The following is an 18,244-nucleotide window of genomic DNA, read 5'->3' as shown; positions in this document are numbered from 1 at the left end:
TCGTTCGCTGCGGCGCAGGTTTCCCCCTTCAGTTCAGGTATTTTCTATGACGCCAGACACCCGTATTTATGCTTATTCCGCTGTTTTGATGGGCTCACCCATTCTTCTCAAGCTGTTTGATCATAACGAGGGGCTGGCGTCGCGCGTTTTCCGCCTTATTAAACAGCAGGAAAATATCTTCACGGTTAACCGCCGCGATTCCGACGTCATGGCAATCAACCACGCGGCGGGCAGCCATGCGGTGGTGGTCAGCGCGCCGGTGTTTGATTTGATCCGTTGCGCCAAAGCGGTCAGCCAGCTGCCGGAAAGCAGTTTCAACTTCACCATCGGCCCGCTGGTGAAACGCTGGAAAATCGGCTTCAGCGGCCACAGCGTGCCTGACGCCAGCGATCTGCAGGCGCTGCTTGCGCTGACCGATCCGGATGACGTCATTCTCGATGAACCCTCACGCTCAGTTTTTTTGCAGAAAGCCGGAATGGAAATTGACCTCGGGGCGATTGCCAAGGGGTATATCGCCGACGTCGTGAGAGATTATCTGCGTCAGGAAAAGGTCACGGATGCGCTGATCAATCTGGGGGGGAATGTGCAGACGCTGGGCGCGGGTGCCGAAGGGGCCTGGGCGATAGGGCTAAAAAAGCCATTTTCAACGCCTGATGCGCTGATTGGTGTGATTAACGTGAAGGGCAAATCAGTGGTGACGTCCGGTATTTACGAACGTTATTTTGAATCTGAGGGGCAGCGCTACCATCACATCCTCGATCCTAAAACCGGCTATCCGCTGGATAACGAACTGCTCAGTGTGACCGTCATTTCGGATGATTCGATCGACGGCGACATCTACACCACGCTGCTGTACGGCATGGGCGTCGAAAAAAGCCTCGCCTGCCTGAAAAATATTCCGCAGATCGAGGCCATTTTTGTCACCAAAGATCAGCAGGTGATTTTCTCTTCACAGCGTCAGTTTACCTTCACGCTGCTGGATAACAGTTTCCGCACCCTTTACTGACAGTATTGTTTTAACAACGAATAGTGTTCCGCCTGCAGCCGGTAGCGGTACACCGGCCGGCCTGTCACCCCGTAGTGAATGCTGGTGAACAAAATATGGCTGTCCGCCAGCCAGATGAGATATTTACGGCAGGAAACGCGCGAAATGTTCACCGAGTGCGCCAGCTCATCCGTTGAGAATTCCGTATCAGGATGGGCATCAATCCACAGACACAGGGTGCGCAGCGTTTGCGGCGTTAAACCTTTTGGCAGTTTTTTGGTGTCCGCCGTCGCCGGGTTGTTGCCGTGAATTAACCGGTCAACGTCCGACTGCTCGTAATATTGCTGATTATCCATCAGCGCTTTCTTCTGCTGCCAGCCGGTCAGCGCCTCTTCAAAGCGGGAGAACTGGAACGGCTTAATCAGGTAATCCACCACGCCGTAGTTCAGCGATTTCTTGATGGTCTTCGCGTCGGCGGCGGAAGAAATGACAATCACATCCACCGGGCGTCGGGCATTTCTCAGCTCCGGCAGCAGATCTAACCCGTTATCCTGCTGCATATACACATCCAGCAGGATCAGGTCGATCGGCAACTGGCTGTTGAGTACCATCTCTTTGGCCTGCTGTAACGTCGAGGCTGTTCCGCAGCACGTAAACCCGGCGATCTGGCCCACGTAGCAGCGATTGAGCTCTGCGACCATTGCGTCATCATCGACTACCAGCACATTGATCATGCAGTTTTCCTCTCACCATCCCACGGAAGTTGAACAAAAAATTGAGTATAAACGTCGGGTTCAGACTCAACGGCAATCGTTCCGCCAAGGTTTTCTAATTGTTGTTTTGCCAGGAATAACCCGACGCCGCGCTCTTCGCCTTTCGACGAGAATCCTTTTTCAAAAATGGCCTCCAGTTTTTCTGGCGGGATACCGGGGCCATCGTCGCTGACCACGCAGGCCAGCCAGCCATTCTGATAATGCAGTAACACGCTGACTTCGCCATCGGCCTGCCCGGCAAGGGCATCCAGCGCATTTTCAATCAAATTACCCAGCACGGTGATAAGCGCCGCGACCTGATTCTCATTGGTGTTATCGGGTAAAAAGCTGTCATCACTCAGCGTCAGCAGATGGCGCGTATCCGAAGCGCGGTTAATCTTACTTAACAGGAAACCCGCAATCACCGGTGATTTGATTTTCAACAGTAAGGAGCCAATTTCCGCCTGATAGTTATTGGCCGTTTTGAGAATGTAATCTTCAAGTTGCGTGTAACTTTTCATGTGCAGCAGCCCGAGAATAACATGCAGCTTATTCATGAATTCGTGTGAGCGTTCACGCAGCGAATCGGCGTAGTTTACCATGCCGCTCAGGCGCTGCATCAACTGGCTGACCTCGGTCTTATCCCTGAAAGTACAGATGGCGCCAATAATAACGTCATTGCTGCGCACGGGAACCGTGTTGCTCAGCAGAAAACGGCCTTTAAAATTGATCTCTTCATCGCGGCGGGCAATCCCGCTTCGCATCACATCGCAAAGCGTGGCGATAAGCGGTTGCGGCGGCTGATTGTGCTCAGGGCGGGGGTTGATCTCCGTGCCGGTTTCCAGAAACATCTGCCGGGCTTCCTGATTGATCAGGGTCACCTGCGCACGATCATCGATGGCGATCACGCCTTCTTTGATCGACTGCAACATCGCCTGACGCTGCTCAAAGAGCGTCGAAATCTCGTAAGGCTCAAGCCCGAACAAAATACGCTTGAGCATTTTCACTAAAATCCAGGTGCCCAGTGCGCCGACCATCATGCCGAACAGCACCGTCCACAGAATACTCCAGCGACTTTTATCAACCTGCTCGGTCACTTTTACCAGCGAGATACCGATCGCCACGACGCCAATCTGGTGATGATTATCATCAAAGACGGGCGTAAATATCCGCAACGCTTTGTCCAGCGTGCCTTTATTGATGGAGACATTCTCTTTGCCCAGCAACGCCGGATCGATGTCGTTACCGATAAAATGGTGATTAATCACGTCCGGATTGGGGTGTGAATAACGGATGCCGTCCATATTGGTGACCACCACAAACAGCAGGTCGTTTCTTTTTTGCACCGCACTGGCGATGGGCTGAATGATTCCGCTGTCCGGCGGCAGGGTGAGGGCGTGCCTGATTTCGGGCACATCCGCCAGCGTGCGGGCCACGGCCAGCGCCTTATCTTTCACACCATCGCGCGCGGTGTCGCTGACCTGAACGAAATACAGCAGATGCACGACCAGCAGCACGGAAATAATCACGGCGCTTAACATCAGGCTGACGGAGGTGCTGAGTTTCATGGGGTGCTTACGCACGGGGTGCGGCGAGTCGTTCATTGGAGCCCCGGTAACCATTATTGATGGCTTATGGTCTATGTTTGCGGCTGACACGTCTACCCCAATCCGGCATTTATCCTGCGGTTAATGCACTAAAATTCTCTCAGGGCGCGAGTTCTATGAAGGGCCGAATTTCACCTTTCTGCGTTCGCCCGCGAATGTGATACTTTGAACCAGCAAATGGCTGATGAGCGAATCTCAACGGCATGAATTCAGGTCAGTACAGAGGATCTATGGCAGTCATTTCCCCAGAAATTATTGAACAGGCGAAAATCTGGCGCAGGGATTTCCATACCCGCCCGGAGCTTGGTCTGAAAGAGTACAGCACGTCGAAAATCATCAGCGAATTGTTGCTGTCGTTCGGCCTTGATGTGCACACCGGAATTGCCGAAACCGGCATTGTGGCGACGCTGCGCAACGGCGACGGCCCGTCCATTGGTTTGCGTGCTGACATCGATGCCTTGCCGATTCAGGAACTGAACGATTTCGAACACATCTCGCAAAACCCCGGTCTGATGCACGCCTGCGGCCACGATGGTCATACCGCTATTTTGCTCGGTGCGGCGCGCCATTTGAGTGAAAACCGGCATTTTCGCGGCACCGTACATTTCATTTTTCAGCCCGCGGAAGAGAACGTCGGCGGCGGTGAGATGATGGTGAAAGAAGGGCTGTTTGAACGTTTTCCGATGCAGGCGGTTTACGCGCTGCACAACTGGCCGGGATTGCCGGTCGGGGAAGTCGCGGTCAGTCAGGGACCGATGATGGCCTCGCAGGATAACTTCTACATCACGCTGACCGGAAAAGGCTGTCACGCGGCGATGCCTGAACTGGGGGCCGATCCGGTGGTGGCGGGCGCTCAGCTTATCCTCTCACTGCAAAGTCTGATTTCACGTCGTCTGTCGCCGCTGGAACAGACGGTGATCAGCCTGACGCAGCTTCAGGCGGGCGAAGCCATCAACGTCATTCCCGAAACATTGCACATGTCCGGCACGCTGCGCTGCCTGAGCCGCGCGACGCGCGAAACCTGCTGGCGGTTGATCGAAGAATACGTCAACGCCGTGCCGCAGCCGTACGGGGTGAAAGGTGAGGTGCGCTGGGAGTTTGGTTATCCTGTCACGCAAAACCATCCGGCGCAGGCGGTGATTTTACGTGATGCGGCTGAAAACACGCCGGGCATTACTCAGGTGCATTTCAACAATGCCCCGTCGATGGCCGCTGAAGATTTTGCTTATTTGCTCGAAGCCTGTCCGGGCGCCTACTTCTGGCTGGGCGCCGATGGCGACACGCCTTCCGCTTCGCTGCACAGCCCGCGTTATGATTTTAACGATGACATCATTCCTCTGGGCATCAGCGTGCTGACGACTCTGGTGGAACGGGAACTTAAAGCCTGAAGCCGGTTGCCGGTTAATGAGAACGGGCAACCCCTTCGGTAAGGCTATTGGCCGGGCTTTTAACGTACGCAAAATGATGTTGAGAAGCCGGGATTGAGGGATTAAAAATCACCGGCTTTGTTGACAGGTCTGAAACTGAAGTAATGAAAGTCTTGCTGTTTTTATAGCCTCGCCAGTTCCTGCGCGATATTCATGATTTTATACTGATGTTTACTTATTTCACCACGGGCTATTTTTTCTTCCATCTGTTGGATGAAATAAAGAATGTCATCGGACTGGGTGACATCCGGCAGATCGGTAATTTTATAATCCCACCATTCCATTGCCTGAAGGCGCTCGATGATGTCTGGCGCAAAGCGGTATTTAATAATCTTAGCCGGAATACCGCCGACGATGGCGTAAGGCGGTACATCGCCGGTGACCACTGCATTGGCCGCAACGATGGCGCCATTACCGATAGTGATGCCGCCTTTTAATACGGCGTGTTCACCCACCCAGACATCATGACCTAATACCGTCGCGGGCGGCATATAGTCGAACCCCGCAATGTTCAGCGTTTCCCCGAATTGCTCCTGCGCCACCTTCGAGAAGAAATCATGGTACGTCAGCGGACTGGTCGTAAACCGGTGTATGGGATGTTGTGGCCCCATAATCCGCACGCCTGCCGCCAGGCTGCAAAATCGCCCGGTGGTGAGGTTATTAGGTAATTTACTGCACGCGTAGGAATAGGCGCCCATCGAACAGAAACTTTTCCGCGGCATGGCGGCATATTCTTCGACCCAAACATCCGCGTTAAATTTTATTTTCTCCCCTTTTTTAAAAAGGAATATATTTCTCTTTTTATATATCCCTTCCACCATTTCCGGGAATTTAAGATGGACCTTATGTCGTAAACAATAATCCTCATGTTTTTGAGTCCATCGAAACTCAATGGGGTACTTCATTCCTTATTCCTCAAAGGTTAGACGCTGTTTTTATATATTCCTGACATAATCCTAGCATAAAACAGACATAACCCAAATCTGAGGCCGGCGGGAATAACCTGAGGAGTGCGCAGAAGGAAAGCCCCCGGAGGATGAGGTCCGGGGGCGGTGATGAACGTTTCAGTCAGGCGGGATGATCAGACCCTGAAATGCCCGACCGCGACCGCCAGTCCGGTTGCCTGTTGCTGCAAGGCTGAGGCGGCACCGGCAGATTCCTGAACCATCGCGGCGTTCTGCTGCACCATGCCGTCCAGCTGTGTGATGGCGCGATTAATCTCGTGAATACTTTGCATCTGTTCTTCGGAGGCATGGGTGATGTCGAGCATCACGCTGCTGACGTTAGACACGTTGCTGACAATCTCGCTCATGCTGCTGCTTGCCAGACGAACCTGCGCAGAACCGGACGCCACGCTGCTGACGGTGGATTCGATCAGCCCTTTGATCTCTTTCGCTGCCTGCGCGCTGCGCTGTGCCAGGCTGCGCACTTCACTGGCGACCACGGCAAAACCGCGCCCCTGTTCGCCTGCCCGTGCGGCTTCCACCGCCGCGTTGAGCGCCAGAATATTGGTCTGGAAAGCGATGCCGTCGATAACCCCGGTGATGTCACCGATTTTCGATGATGCGCTTTCAATGCTCTCCATTGTCGTCATGACTTTGTTCACCACGATGTCACCGCGTGACGCCGCTTCCGATGCCGATTTCGCCGTCTCGCTGGCCTGTCTGGCCGAACTGGCGGACTGTGAGACGGTCGCGGTGATTTGCTCAAGTGACGCCGCCGTCTGTTGCAGGCTGGCCGCTGCGGATTCCGTTCTGCCGGACAGATCGTTATTTCCGGCCGCAATTTCATCCGCCGCCACTTTCACCGATTCGCTGGTGGTGCGGATTTCAGCCATCACCTTGCTGAGCTTATCGACGAAGGTATTAAACGCATGAGCAATTTGCGTGACTTCGTCATGCCCGTCGGTGGGTAAGCGCTGCGTCAGATCGTCTTCGCCGGAGCTGATGGCGTTGAGCGTATCGCGCACGGCAGACAGGCGACGAAACGCTTTGGTGATGATAAGGCCAATAACCGCCGCCGACAGCAGCACAATCACCATCAGCGCAATCACCGAGGAGGTCAGCAGGGATCGCATGCCCGCCGTCGATTCTTTCTTGTCTTCAATGACCAGCGTAAACCAGTCCGTACCTGCAACCGGCAGGGCGCGGACGCGTTTTACCGCCTTGTGCATGAGAATATCCGACGGCGCGCTGGCGGCAAACAGCCGTGGCAGGTCCACGCCTTCCGCCAGAGAAGTGAAGGGTTTCAGCGCCAGTTTTGCATCGGGATGCGCGATGATCGTGCCGGCACTGTCCACCAGCATGCCGAAGCTTTCCGGCGTCGGGTGAATGGTATTGACGTTATTGACCACGCTGTCCATGGAAACGTCCCCCGCCACAATCGCCTTCAGCGCGCCGTTTTCCATCACCGGCACCGCGAAAGTCACCACCAGATTGCCGGTGCCCGCATCGATGTACGGCGGGGTGACCACCGGACGTCCGGCGCTTTCGGCCTGTTTGTACCAGGGGCGGCCTGTCGGATCGTAATCGGCGGGTACGCCGGTCGGATCGGAGAATTTGGCGGTTTTATTGGCATAGCCGACGTAAACGTTGGCGAAGTTTCCCGCCGTTGCGATCTGCTTCATTACCGGTATCGGATCCGCCGTCAGCGCCACGGGTTGCAGTGAAACAATCATCTGCGTTTTGGCGCTGACCCATTCGCTGATCCCTTGCGTATGGCTTGATGTCAGCGCGTTCAGCGTGCTGTCTGTCGCCTGACTGTTGTATTTATTGGCGACGGTGTAACTGAGGAACGTATTGATAGCCAGCGAGCAAATCACAATCGAGATGCAGGCCACGATGATGCGCGAACGAAGGGTCTTAAGCATGGGCATTTCCCTGAAAGGAATCTTAAGATCTGGGTATCGACAGTAAACGGAGAAACTTGAAGCAGGTCACAAAAAACGGGCGTTTGTAGGGCGCAGCATCACCTTCCTGCTATTTCAGCGGGGAAAGCTGCCGTATTCAGAGTCATTCCCTGTCCGCGTATGCCGAAGCCATATTGTTCATCTATTTCGTGAATCACCTCTCAAAACTGATCACAAATCCGGCAGGGGATCTTGCGGCTTTTTTCGCCTGATGATAGTAATGCACTACTTTACGAAATAATGTGAAGCAGGAAAGTACATTACGAATCGATTTTAAAGGACACCCCATGTCAGAACTTAAATTTGCCACACGTCTGAACTCGTTTGCCTCGGGGGCTTATCTTTACTGGCCGGAACTGAAAGGCAAACCTTCAGTGCTGCAAATGATCGAACGTGCAGCTACGGTTAAAGGATTGACGCATCTGGACCTCAACTATCCGCAGCATATGACCGATGATATCAAGACGATGCGTCAGAAAATCGAGGAAGTCGGGCTGGCGGTTAACGGGATGCAGATGCGCTGGGATGCTCCGCAATTCAAAATCGGCGCATTCACCCACCCGGACCCTAAGATCCGCCGTCAGGCGATTGAACTCACCAAACGCGGCATCGACGCCGGGCGCGAATTCGGTGCCAGCATCATGACGTTGTGGATGGGGCAGGACGGTTTTGATTACTGCTTCCAGGCCGATTACAAAAAAATGTGGGAAGACGCGGTCGGCGCGGTGCGCGAAGTGGCGGAATATGCCCCGGACATTGACGTCAGCATTGAGTACAAACCCAACGAACCGCGGGCTTACAGCATTTTCCCGAATGCCACGACCTGCCTGCTGGCCGTTGAAGAGGCGGGTTGCAAGAACTTAGGCATTACGCTGGATTTCGCACACGTGTTATTTGCCAACGAAATTCCGGCATTTGCGGCCGCCATGGTGGCACGCCGTTCACGCCTGCTGGGGCTTGATCTCAACGACGGCTGGGGAAAACGCGACGACGGCCTGATGGTCGGCTCGGTCAACCCGCGCGCCACGCTGGAGTTTCTGCTGCAAATGAAACGCGACGGTTATAAAGGCGCGTATTACTTCGATACCTTCCCGGACGCCAGCGGTCTGGATCCGGTACGCGAAGCGGAAACCAATATCGCCACGGTGATCCGTTTACTGAAACTGTGCGAAAAACTCGAAAACAATCCGGCGCTGAATGACGCCATCAGCAGGCAGGACGCCGTTGCCTCACAGCAGATCGTCAACGACGTGATGCTGGCGCAGTAAAAGATTAATTGAATCAAAACCAGCCGGAAAGCAAAAGTACCCGCCACAGCGCTTCGCTGTGACAACCATAAAAATAACAACCGAAGGTCAGATAATGAAAAAACTCTTACTGTCTGTACTCACCTCTACACTGCTTTGCACCAGCGTTTACGCCGCAGATTTAGCGCCGTTACAGTCCGACACCGAGCCCGATCGCACTGACTGGACGCAGCTCGGCGTTAAATACGGCCCGATGCCGGCGGTAGATAAAAACCTCAAAATTGGCGGTGTGTCTAAAACGCTGACCAACGAATACTGGCGCTCGCTGGGCGAAGGCTACAAAAACGCGGCGAAGCAATACGGGTTTACCGTCGAATATCAGGCCGCCGCTAACGAAGACGATCAGCTCGGTCAGCTGTCTATCGCTGAAACGCTGATCTCGCAGGGCTTCAACGGCCTGCTGGTTTCTCCGCAAACCGATGCCAACCTGCAACCGGCGTATGAATCCGCCAAAAGCAAAGGCATCGCGGTGGTTAACGTCAACGATGCGGTTATGCCTAATGCGGAACATTACGTCGGTAATGTGCAAAAGGATAACGGCGTTCGCGTCGCCAACTGGTTTATCAAACAACATCCGCAAGGCGGGAAAGTGGCCGTCATCGAAGGGCAGCCTGGCGTATACGCCGCCGCTCAGCGTACGCGCGGCTTTAAAGAAACCCTTCAGCCCGGCGGAAAATTCACCGTGGTGGCCAGCGTGCCAGCCAACTGGAGCCGCGAGAATGCCTACAACGCTGCCGCGACCATTTTGCAACAACATCCTGATTTAATTGGTTTCTACGCCAACAATGACGGCATGGCGCTCGGGGTGGTCGAGGCGGTGGCCGCTGCCGGAAAATCCAAACAGGTCGCGGTATTTGGCACCGACGGGATTTCTGATGCCTATGCGTCGATTAAACGCGGCGAGCTGACCGGTACCGTGGACAGCTTCCCGGTGCTGACCGGTCAGGTGGCGATGGAAGTGGTGTTGCGCCTTATCAGCGGCCAGAAAATTTCCCGCGTGGTGTCTACGCCGCAGGCGTTAATCACCAAAGACAACGTTGATGCCTTCTCTACCAAAGACAACATCAAACTGCGCCAGCTGCTGGCACAGCAAAAATAAGTCAGGCGTCTGAAAACGGGTCGGGAGAGTTTATGGAACAGTACAGTTTGACGATGCGTGGCATCAGCAAAAGCTACAGCGGCGTGGCGGCGGTGCAGAATGTCGATTTCTCGGTCAGGCCGGGTGAAGTTCACGCGCTGATCGGTGAAAACGGTGCGGGGAAATCGACGTTGCTGAATATTCTGTCAGGCGTGCGTGCGGCAGATTCCGGCGAGATCCTGGTAGACGGGCAGGTGATTCAGATGAAGAACCCGCTTTCCGCCCGCCATGCCGGTATCGCGATGATCCATCAGGAGTTGCAGCACGTTCCTGAACTCTCCGTGGCCCAGAATATGTTCCTCGGGCGGCCATTAACGCGGTTCAAAGGGCTGTTTGTCGATAAGCAGGCGCAGTACAAAAGGGCGGTGTCGATCCTGCGCCGTCTTGATCCGAGCATCGATCCGGATGAGCCGATCAAAAACCTGAAAGTGTCGCAGCAGCAGATTGTCGAAATTGGCCGCGCGCTGCTGGATGAAGCCAAAATCATTGCGATGGACGAGCCGACTTCCAGCCTGACGCCCACTGAATTCGAGCGACTGGCTGAACTGATTTCGGATCTGAAATCAATGAACGTGGCGCTGATTTACGTCTCCCACAAAATGAACGAAATCTTCAAAGTCTGCGACCGCGCGACGATTTTACGAGATGGCAAACAGGTCGGCGTGGTGAATATCTGCGATGAAACGGAAGAAACCATCGTCACCAAAATGGTCGGGCGCAAAATCGAAAAAGTGCAGCATCATTCGCACGCGACGCAACGTGAAGTGCTGCGCGTCGAGGGGCTCAGCCGCGACAGCGCGGTGCGGTCGGCGAGTTTCAGCGTCAAGGCGGGGGAAGTGCTGGGTATCGCCGGGCTGGTCGGGTCAGGGCGTACCGAGTTGCTCAAACTGATCGCCGGGATCGACGCGAAAACCGGCGGCAGTATTGAGGTCGAAGGCGTTGCCGTTAAAAATCACAGCGTCAGCGCCGCGATACGCGCCGGGATCGGACTGGTGCCGGAAGATCGTAAAAAAGAAGGCATCATCAAAGAACGCGCGGTGAAAATGAACATGGCATTGCCGTCAATGGGGCGTTTCACCCGTTTCGGATTGCTGAAAAGACATCAGCTGGATCAGACCGCGCTGGAGGTCATGACCGATCTGCGCCTGCGTCCGCTGAATATTGAAAAACCTATCGGTACGCTCAGTGGCGGTAATCAGCAAAAAGTGATTATCGGACGTTGGGTGGCCGCAGATAATAAAGTGTTTCTTTTTGACGAGCCAACACGGGGAATTGATATTGGTGCCAAGTCTGAAATTTATAATTTGATCGAAAAACTGGCGCAGCAGGGAAAAGCCATTGTGGTTGTCTCCTCTGAAATGCCGGAAATTATGCGGATTTCGGACAGAGTCCTGGTGATGCGTGAAGGGAAAATCACAAAAGAACTTAACGGCGACGAGATCACGGAAGAAAATATTGCCCGTTATGCGATAAGCGATCTGAATTAAGTGTTGATAAAGTCTGTCACCTCCCTATTTATTGAAGGCCATTATTATGACGACTCAAGGTAATGTTCAGCCCAAGGTTTTTTCTTCGGCATTATTTAAATTCAACGTACGCGATGCCGGAACGCTGATTGGTTTATTAATCATTGTGATCACCTTCTCTTTTTTATCGCCGGTATTTTTTACCGTGCCTAATTTATTGAATATTTTGCAGCAGTCTTCCATCAACGGCATTATTGCGCTGGGAATGACGCTGGTGATTATTTCCGGCGGTATCGATCTCTCCGTCGGGCCAACCGCGGCGCTTTCTGCGGTGCTCGGTGCGACGCTGATGGTGTCCGGCGTGCCCATTCCGCTGGCCATTATGGCGACGCTCGGCGTCGGCGCATTGTGCGGCGTGTTCAGCGGGATGTTAGTGGCCTACGCCGGTTTGCAGCCTTTCATCGTCACCCTCGGCGGCCTGTCGTTATTCCGCGCCCTGGCGCTGATTTTCACCAACGGCAACCCGATTTTCGGCATTCCGATGGAGTTTCGCACCGTCATCAACAGCACGGTCTTCGGCGTTCCGGCACCGATTGTTATCGTCATCGCCATCGCCGCTATTTTGTGGGTGGTGATGAATAAAACCCCGCTCGGCGAATACATTCTGGCGGTGGGCGGTAACGAAGAAGCGGCGCGCGTGGCCGGTGTGCCGGTCAAAAGAACCAAGGTGACGGTGTTTGTGATCTCCGGCGTGTTAGCCTCGCTGGCTTCGCTTATCCTGATTGGCCGGCTGGGCGCTGCCGAGCCGACGATGGGGAATTTGTGGGAGCTTGACGCCATAGCCGCGGCGGCCATTGGCGGGGCTTCGCTGATGGGCGGCAAAGGCAGTGTGATCGGTACGCTGATTGGCGCGGTTATTTTGGGTTCATTACGTAATGGCCTGACACTTCTGAATATTCAGGCGTTTTATCAATTGCTTGCTACTGGCCTTATAATTATCATAGCGATGTTGATTGACCGGGCGACACGAGGCAAGTAATGAATCAGGATCCGCGAGCTATTGGTGCTCAAATTCGTATGAAATTGCCACATCTGACACCACTGGAAAGAAAAGTCGTCGAATCAATTACGTCTAAAACCGATTTTACCGAGCACACGTCTTTAAAAGAAATTGCGCTGGAAAATAATGTGTCTGAGGCGATGGTTGTAAAACTGACGAAAAAATTAAACTTTTCAGGGTTCAGAGATTTTAGAAGCAGTTTAATTTATTACAACTATTCTGAAGTGGCAAATTTACATGCTGAAATTGAACCGGGAGATTCGTCGGAGCAATTACTTGAAAAAGTATTCAGAACCTCTATTCAGGCCATCGAAGAAACATTATCGATTGTCGATATTTCTGAATTTAACCGTGCCGCTGACATTCTTTTTAAAGCCAGGCACATCGATTTATATGCCGTTGGCGGTTCTGCCGCCGTGGCACGAGATTTGTCGCACAAGCTCCTGAAAATAGGAATCAAAACGACGGTCTACGATGATGCTCATATTATGCTGATGTCAGCCGCCGTCTTATCGGACGATGATGCGGTGGTGGCGATCAGTCATTCCGGCGCGACCCGCGCGGTGAATGATCCGATCAAACTGGCGGCGCGCAACGGTGCCAAAGTTATCGCCATCACCAATTATGCCGAGTCGCCTATTGCGCGCAATGCGCATGTGGTTCTCAATTCAACCTCTCAGGGATCGCACTTGCTCGGGGAAAACGCCGCGTCGCGCATCGCCCAGTTAAATATTCTGGATGCCTTATTCGTGGCGATCGCACAGAAGGATCTGAAGACAGCGGAAAAGAACCTGATGAAAACCCAGCAGGCGGTTCAGGACCTTCGGGAATACTAGAATGGGTAAAATTTTAGTCACGGGCAGCCTCCATTACGACATCGTGATCCACGCGCATCACCGCCCTGAAAAAGGCGAGACGGTGATCGGCAGCGGCTGTTCGTACAAATTCGGCGGTAAGGGCGGCAATCAGGCCGTTTCTGCCGCGAAAGCGGGCGCACAGGTCAGTTTTGCCGGTGCGGTTGGTACGGATACGCAGGGAGAATTCCTGCGCGGCGTACTTCATGAGCACGGCGTTGATACGGCGGGTATCGCGGTCACGGACGCCGTCCCGTCCGGCATGAGCGTTGCGCTGATGGATGCCGAAGGCGATTACGGCGCGGTGGTGGTGTCCAACGCCAACAACCTGATCGACCCGGCGCAGTTCAGCCATGATGTACTGTGGCAGCAGGTGGACATGTTGCTGCTGCAAAATGAAGTGCCGGAAGCGGTCAACCTGAACGCGGCGAGAGAGGCGAAGCGGCGCGGCGTGCGCGTCTGCCTGAATGCTGCTCCGGCGCGTGAACTGTGCGCCGGGATGCGGGCTGCGGTGGATTTGCTGGTGGTCAACGGCGTTGAGGCCCGCGATCTGAGCGGCATCGTGGTGAATGATTTAGCCGGCGCCTGCGAAGCCGCGCAGTGGCTCAGTCAGCACTATCCGGCCGTGGTGGTCACCGCGGGCGAACACGGCGTTGCCTGGAGCGAAGCGGGCAACCCCAGCCAGTCGCTGCCCGCCGAAAAAATCACGCTGGTCAGTACCCACGGTGCGGGTGACTGCTTTATGGGCATGTTGTGCACCTCACTTCTGAACGGGGATACGCTGGCCGATGCTGTCGCGAAAGCCAACCGTGCAGCGGCGGAACACGTGTCACGCAAAGCCTGAGTCGTGCTTAACGGGCAGGATACATTTCCTGCCTTTTCCCTTCCCGATGAATTACGCCTCGCCATCCTGTTCAATTTTCTTCTTATCCACATGCCCGAGTGAACGCTCCGGGAAGCAGATGTCGCGCACGCGTTGCTTGAGCGGCGCCGCATCCGGGAAACCGCCGTCACGTTTACGCTCCCAGATAATCTCGTCATCGACTTTGATCTCGTAAATGCCGCCGGTGCCGGGGACCAGCGTTACCGACGCCAGATCGCTGCTGAACGAATTCAGCAGTTCCTGCGCCATCCACGCGGCGCGCAGCATCCAGTTGCACTGGGAACAGTAAGTGATGGTGATAGCAGGTAATTTTTCCATGGTTCAGACCCTTTAAGAGAATGTTTAAAAGCCGGTAACGCCCTGAAAATAGCACGATCCTACTGCCCGCTACAGACCTGCGCCAGTTGCTGCCTCAGCCACTGGTGCGCGGGAGAGAGATGCGAGCGTTCGTGCCATGCGGCGACTTTGGTAAAGCCGGGAATGTCCAGTGGCGGCGGCATCACTTCCAGCCCTGCGGCATCTCGTACCAGCCGTTCCGGCACCACGGCGATCAGATCCGTGGTCTGCAACACCGGCGGCAGCACCAGAAAACTGTTGACCGACAACACCACATTGCGTTTTTTGCCGAGCGCCCGGAGCGCGGTATCCGTCACTCCGGCAAAATTTTCGCCGCTCAGCGACACCAGCGCATGGTCGTAATGACAAAACGTCCCGAGGGAAATCGTTCCCTTGTCCAGCGCCGGGTGGCCTTTGCGCAGCGTGCAAACATAACGCTCATCGTACAAATGGCGGATATGCAGGTCGGGCGGCGTGGTTTCCGGTGTCAGCAGAGCGAGATCGACCTCACCGCGTTCCAGCCGCTCCTGAATGTTCGACGCCTCCGCCCGCTGAACCGACAGATGAATGCCCGGCGCCCGTTGCCGCAACAGAGAAAAGAACGGCACGATAATCACGCTCAGCGCGTAATCCGTGGCGGCCAGCGTAAACGTCATCTCGCATTCGGCGGGAACAAAGGCTTCCGGCTGCAACAGCGCGTCAATTTCCGCCATCACCCGTTTCACCGGTTTTGCCAGCGCCAGCGCACGTTCGGTCGGCACAATGCCGTAGCGCGCACGGACAAATAAAGGGTCATCAAAGCTTTCGCGCAGACGCGTCAACATGCTGCTCACGGCAGGCTGCGTCAGGGAAAGACGCTCAGCGGCGCGGGTCACGCTGCGCTCGTCGAGCAGTGCATCGAACGTCTTTAGCAGATTCAGATCGAGACTTTTCAGATTGCGCATGGGCAGGGCACCGATTGAGTTATAACGAAATATGATAGGCACTATAATATTTTCAGACTTCTGCTTATAGCTCTTTGACGGCACGCTGGTTGCTGAATGATCCCATCCTTCGAGGAAAATATATGTCTGCACTTTTCACGCCTTTTACATTGAAAGACGTCACCTTAAAAAACCGTATCGCCGTTCCGCCGATGTGCCAGTATTCCGCCACTGATGGCGTGCCGAACGACTGGCATCAGGTGCATTACGCGACCCTCGCCCGCGGCGGCGCAAGCCTGGTCATTGTTGAAGCGACGGCGGTGTCACCTGAAGGCCGCATCACCCCAGGGTGCCTGGGGATCTGGAACGATGAACAGGCCGCTGAACTGGCGAAAATCGCAACATCCATCAAAGCCGCAGGCGCAGTACCGGGGATCCAGATCGGTCACGCAGGCCGTAAAGCCAGCGCCAATCTGCCGTGGGAAGGGGACGACCATATTGCCGAAGGCGATCCGCGCGGCTGGGCGACGATTGCGCCTTCCGCCGTTGCATTTGGCAAACATCTGCCAAAAGTGCCGAAAGAGATGACCAAAGCCGATATCCAGCGCGTGATGGCGGATTTTGTGGCCGCGGCAAAACGTGCGCGCGATGCCGGTTTTGAATGGCTGGAACTGCATTTTGCCCACGGCTATCTGGCGCAAAGTTTCTTCTCCGTGCATTCCAACACCCGCACCGACGAATACGGCGGTGATTTCGCCGGTCGCAGCCGTTTCCTGATTGAGACTTTCGACGCCGTTAACGCCGTCTGGCCGAAAAACCTGCCTATCACCGCGCGTTTCGGCGTGATTGAATACGATGGCCGCGACGAAGAAACCCTGGCGGAATCTATCGAACTGACCCGCATTCTGCGTGAGAAAGGGCTGGATATGCTGAACGTCAGCGTCGGTTTCTCCACCTGGGAAGCGCAAATCCCGTGGGGTGCCGGTTTCCTCGCGCCGGTGTCGCGCCGCGTGCGTGCAGAAGCCGGATTGCCGGTGGCCAGCTCATGGGGCGTGGCTTCGGCGCAAATCGCCGAGCGCTGCATCAGCGAAGAAGATATGGATCTGGTGATGATTGGCCGCGCGATGCTCGCCAACCCGCATTATCCGTATGCGCTGGCGAAAGAGCTGGGCGAAGACAATCCGTCATGGGTGTTGCCTGCGCCTTACGCGCACTGGCTTGAGCGTTACAGCATTAACTGATCGCTGATTGACATCAGCGTCATTGTCGGCAGGCAGAAGTCTTCTTCTGCCTGTTTTTTTATCTGCCTTCCAGATATAAAAATAAGCCATGCTGACTATTACAAGCCATGATTTCCGTAATATCTCAGCGGTGCGTATTCTTTGTGGACACCAGCCTGCGGGCTGTTTCCCGGACATAAAGGAATCACACATGAATGCGATCAACTGGCCGCAAGGCTACCTCCCCGGCGAAGCCGATAACTTCGCGTCTAACGAAATGATCATCACCGGCCTGACTGTTGAACAACTCTGGGCACAACTCGATAACACCGCCGCCTGGCCGGAGTATTACAGCAACGCGTCGGATATTGCGTTTCACGACGGCAGCGGACCGGGGCTGAGCGACGGCGCTCGTTTTCGCTTCAGCACCTTCGGCTTTCCGGTGGAAGCGCAGGTGAATGAATACGTCCCGCCGGCCAACGGCCAGCCCGCGCGCATGGCGTGGCACGGCTGGGCAGAAGGCGACGCCGATACCCGTCTTGACGTGCATCACGCGTGGCTTATCGAAGAACTTTCCGGTGGCCGCGTACGCATCCTGACCCAGGAAACGCAGAATGGAAAACCGGCACGCGATCTCGCAGTGACGCGGCCGAATCCGATGATCAACGGCCATCAGGAATGGCTGGACGGGATGATTAAAGCGGCGCGCGGTTAAGTCGCGCGCTAAGCACCTCTTCCATGCTGTGGGGGCTGGCCGTCAGCTCCAGTTTCTGCCGGCCAGCAATTGCCCACCCTGGTTGAGATGCAGGGTGTTGCTCGTGAAAATCAGATAATGCTAAACGCCGTTCTGGCGATTCAATTCACAATGGAATAACCCGGTTATTCGACGGAAGATATTTCGAACTGCACCTGCCGGGGAATTCTAAAAGTGACGTGGCATTTTCCGATAAAATATTTTTCTTACCTGTCATGACAGCTGAAATACAAATATACATGCTGAGTGGTATTGATAGTGTAAATAATAAATCACAGATGTCTTTCAGACCCTGTAATTTCTGGCGACCGCACAGAAATTGTCTGGATTTTTTACGTTTTTTCATGATGCACTTGCTGTTTTTAAAGTGTAAAGAATTGTTTTTACTGTTTGTTTTTCCGCACCTTTCAGCAGGTATAGCGGCGAGAGCCAATAATGCTTACAAGAAAACACCACTATAGATAATTCTAATATTCACTGTAAATATTTTTATTAACTGATTCACTTGTATTTGTTATGCGGTAAATAACTAACGCGTCTTTATAACAGTTTACTTTTCACGACACAAAAGCTGTTTTCTGAATCTTCTAAAAAATGAGATTTTTACCGCTGATAAACAGAAAA

16 protein-coding genes are annotated in these 18,244 nt (G+C 54.2%); 10 read left to right on the top strand and 6 right to left on the bottom strand.

The window, feature by feature from the left end; genetic code table 11:
• The first annotated feature begins 46 nt into the window (after positions 1–46).
• Entirely contained in the window at positions 47–1,006 is a 960-nt protein-coding gene (locus tag ABSH60_RS04750) for an FAD:protein FMN transferase (protein WP_390972931.1), read from the top strand.
• On the opposite strand, the gene dcuR is transcribed toward ABSH60_RS04750, so the two are convergent.
• The gene (gene dcuR, locus ABSH60_RS04745; protein WP_122097384.1) at positions 1,000–1,719 is read right to left on the bottom strand and encodes a two-component system response regulator DcuR; all 720 of its coding nucleotides are present in this window, start codon (positions 1,717–1,719) and stop codon (positions 1,000–1,002) included. The genes ABSH60_RS04750 and dcuR overlap by 7 nt on opposite strands.
• The gene (locus tag ABSH60_RS04740) at positions 1,716–3,341 is read right to left on the bottom strand and encodes a DcuS/MalK family sensor histidine kinase (RefSeq protein WP_390972929.1); all 1,626 of its coding nucleotides are present in this window, start codon (positions 3,339–3,341) and stop codon (positions 1,716–1,718) included. The genes dcuR and ABSH60_RS04740 overlap by 4 nt, the downstream gene beginning before the upstream one ends.
• Positions 3,342–3,574: 233 nt before the next feature.
• Between ABSH60_RS04740 and ABSH60_RS04735 the strand changes: the two genes are divergently transcribed.
• On the top strand, positions 3,575–4,732 hold the full coding sequence (locus ABSH60_RS04735; protein WP_390972927.1) for an amidohydrolase: 1,158 nt from the start codon (positions 3,575–3,577) through the stop codon (positions 4,730–4,732).
• A gap of 161 nt (positions 4,733–4,893) precedes the next feature.
• Here ABSH60_RS04735 and ABSH60_RS04730 read toward each other — a convergent pair whose 3' ends face one another.
• Together ABSH60_RS04730 and ABSH60_RS04725 are read right to left on the bottom strand one after the other, a co-directional pair.
• Entirely contained in the window at positions 4,894–5,676 is a 783-nt protein-coding gene (locus ABSH60_RS04730) for a CatB-related O-acetyltransferase (protein ID WP_056781426.1), read from the bottom strand.
• 176 nt (positions 5,677–5,852) lie between these two features.
• Positions 5,853–7,640 (bottom strand): methyl-accepting chemotaxis protein, encoded by a 1,788-nt coding sequence (locus ABSH60_RS04725; protein ID WP_390972925.1) that lies wholly within the window; start codon positions 7,638–7,640, stop codon positions 5,853–5,855.
• A gap of 326 nt (positions 7,641–7,966) precedes the next feature.
• Between ABSH60_RS04725 and ABSH60_RS04720 the strand changes: the two genes are divergently transcribed.
• The 6 genes from ABSH60_RS04720 to ABSH60_RS04695 all read left to right on the top strand — a co-directional run bounded on the left by ABSH60_RS04720 (position 7,967) and on the right by ABSH60_RS04695 (position 14,348).
• Positions 7,967–8,947, top strand: a complete 981-nt coding sequence (locus tag ABSH60_RS04720) for a TIM barrel protein (protein WP_122097389.1) — start codon at positions 7,967–7,969, stop codon at positions 8,945–8,947.
• A gap of 94 nt (positions 8,948–9,041) precedes the next feature.
• Positions 9,042–10,085: a substrate-binding domain-containing protein gene (locus tag ABSH60_RS04715; protein ID WP_056781419.1), complete on the top strand. Its 1,044-nt coding sequence runs from the start codon at positions 9,042–9,044 to the stop codon at positions 10,083–10,085.
• 32 nt (positions 10,086–10,117) lie between these two features.
• Complete coding sequence (locus tag ABSH60_RS04710) at positions 10,118–11,611, top strand: ATP-binding cassette domain-containing protein (protein WP_390972923.1); 1,494 nt, start codon at positions 10,118–10,120, stop codon at positions 11,609–11,611.
• A 46-nt stretch (positions 11,612–11,657) separates the two neighbouring features.
• Positions 11,658–12,629 carry an ABC transporter permease gene (locus tag ABSH60_RS04705; RefSeq protein WP_056781414.1) on the top strand — a complete coding sequence of 324 codons (972 nt, stop codon included), beginning with the start codon at positions 11,658–11,660 and terminating at the stop codon, positions 12,627–12,629.
• The gene (locus ABSH60_RS04700) at positions 12,629–13,486 is read left to right on the top strand and encodes a MurR/RpiR family transcriptional regulator (RefSeq protein ID WP_056781410.1); all 858 of its coding nucleotides are present in this window, start codon (positions 12,629–12,631) and stop codon (positions 13,484–13,486) included. The genes ABSH60_RS04705 and ABSH60_RS04700 overlap by 1 nt, the downstream gene beginning before the upstream one ends.
• Position 13,487: 1 nt before the next feature.
• Positions 13,488–14,348: a PfkB family carbohydrate kinase gene (locus ABSH60_RS04695; protein ID WP_390972920.1), complete on the top strand. Its 861-nt coding sequence runs from the start codon at positions 13,488–13,490 to the stop codon at positions 14,346–14,348.
• A 51-nt stretch (positions 14,349–14,399) separates the two neighbouring features.
• Here the strand turns inward: ABSH60_RS04695 and ABSH60_RS04690 are convergent, their stop codons facing one another.
• Positions 14,400–14,705: a SelT/SelW/SelH family protein gene (locus ABSH60_RS04690; protein WP_056781404.1), complete on the bottom strand. Its 306-nt coding sequence runs from the start codon at positions 14,703–14,705 to the stop codon at positions 14,400–14,402.
• Between the two features lie 59 nt (positions 14,706–14,764).
• A complete protein-coding gene (locus ABSH60_RS04685; RefSeq protein ID WP_056781667.1) occupies positions 14,765–15,667 on the bottom strand; it encodes a LysR family transcriptional regulator in 903 nt (300 codons plus the stop codon).
• Between the two features lie 122 nt (positions 15,668–15,789).
• Between ABSH60_RS04685 and ABSH60_RS04680 the strand changes: the two genes are divergently transcribed.
• Complete coding sequence (locus ABSH60_RS04680) at positions 15,790–16,887, top strand: NADH:flavin oxidoreductase/NADH oxidase (protein WP_056781401.1); 1,098 nt, start codon at positions 15,790–15,792, stop codon at positions 16,885–16,887.
• A 190-nt stretch (positions 16,888–17,077) separates the two neighbouring features.
• Entirely contained in the window at positions 17,078–17,581 is a 504-nt protein-coding gene (locus tag ABSH60_RS04675) for an SRPBCC domain-containing protein (RefSeq protein ID WP_183848001.1), read from the top strand.
• Positions 17,582–18,244: the final 663 nt, after the last annotated feature.

Origin of the sequence: Rahnella sp. R3(2024) (genome assembly GCF_042920125.1) — a bacterium.
Lineage (GTDB): Bacteria > Pseudomonadota > Gammaproteobacteria > Enterobacterales > Enterobacteriaceae > Rahnella > Rahnella rivi.
The sequence above is the reverse complement of the archived record's forward strand: the minus strand, read 5'-3'. Positions and strand labels throughout refer to the sequence as shown.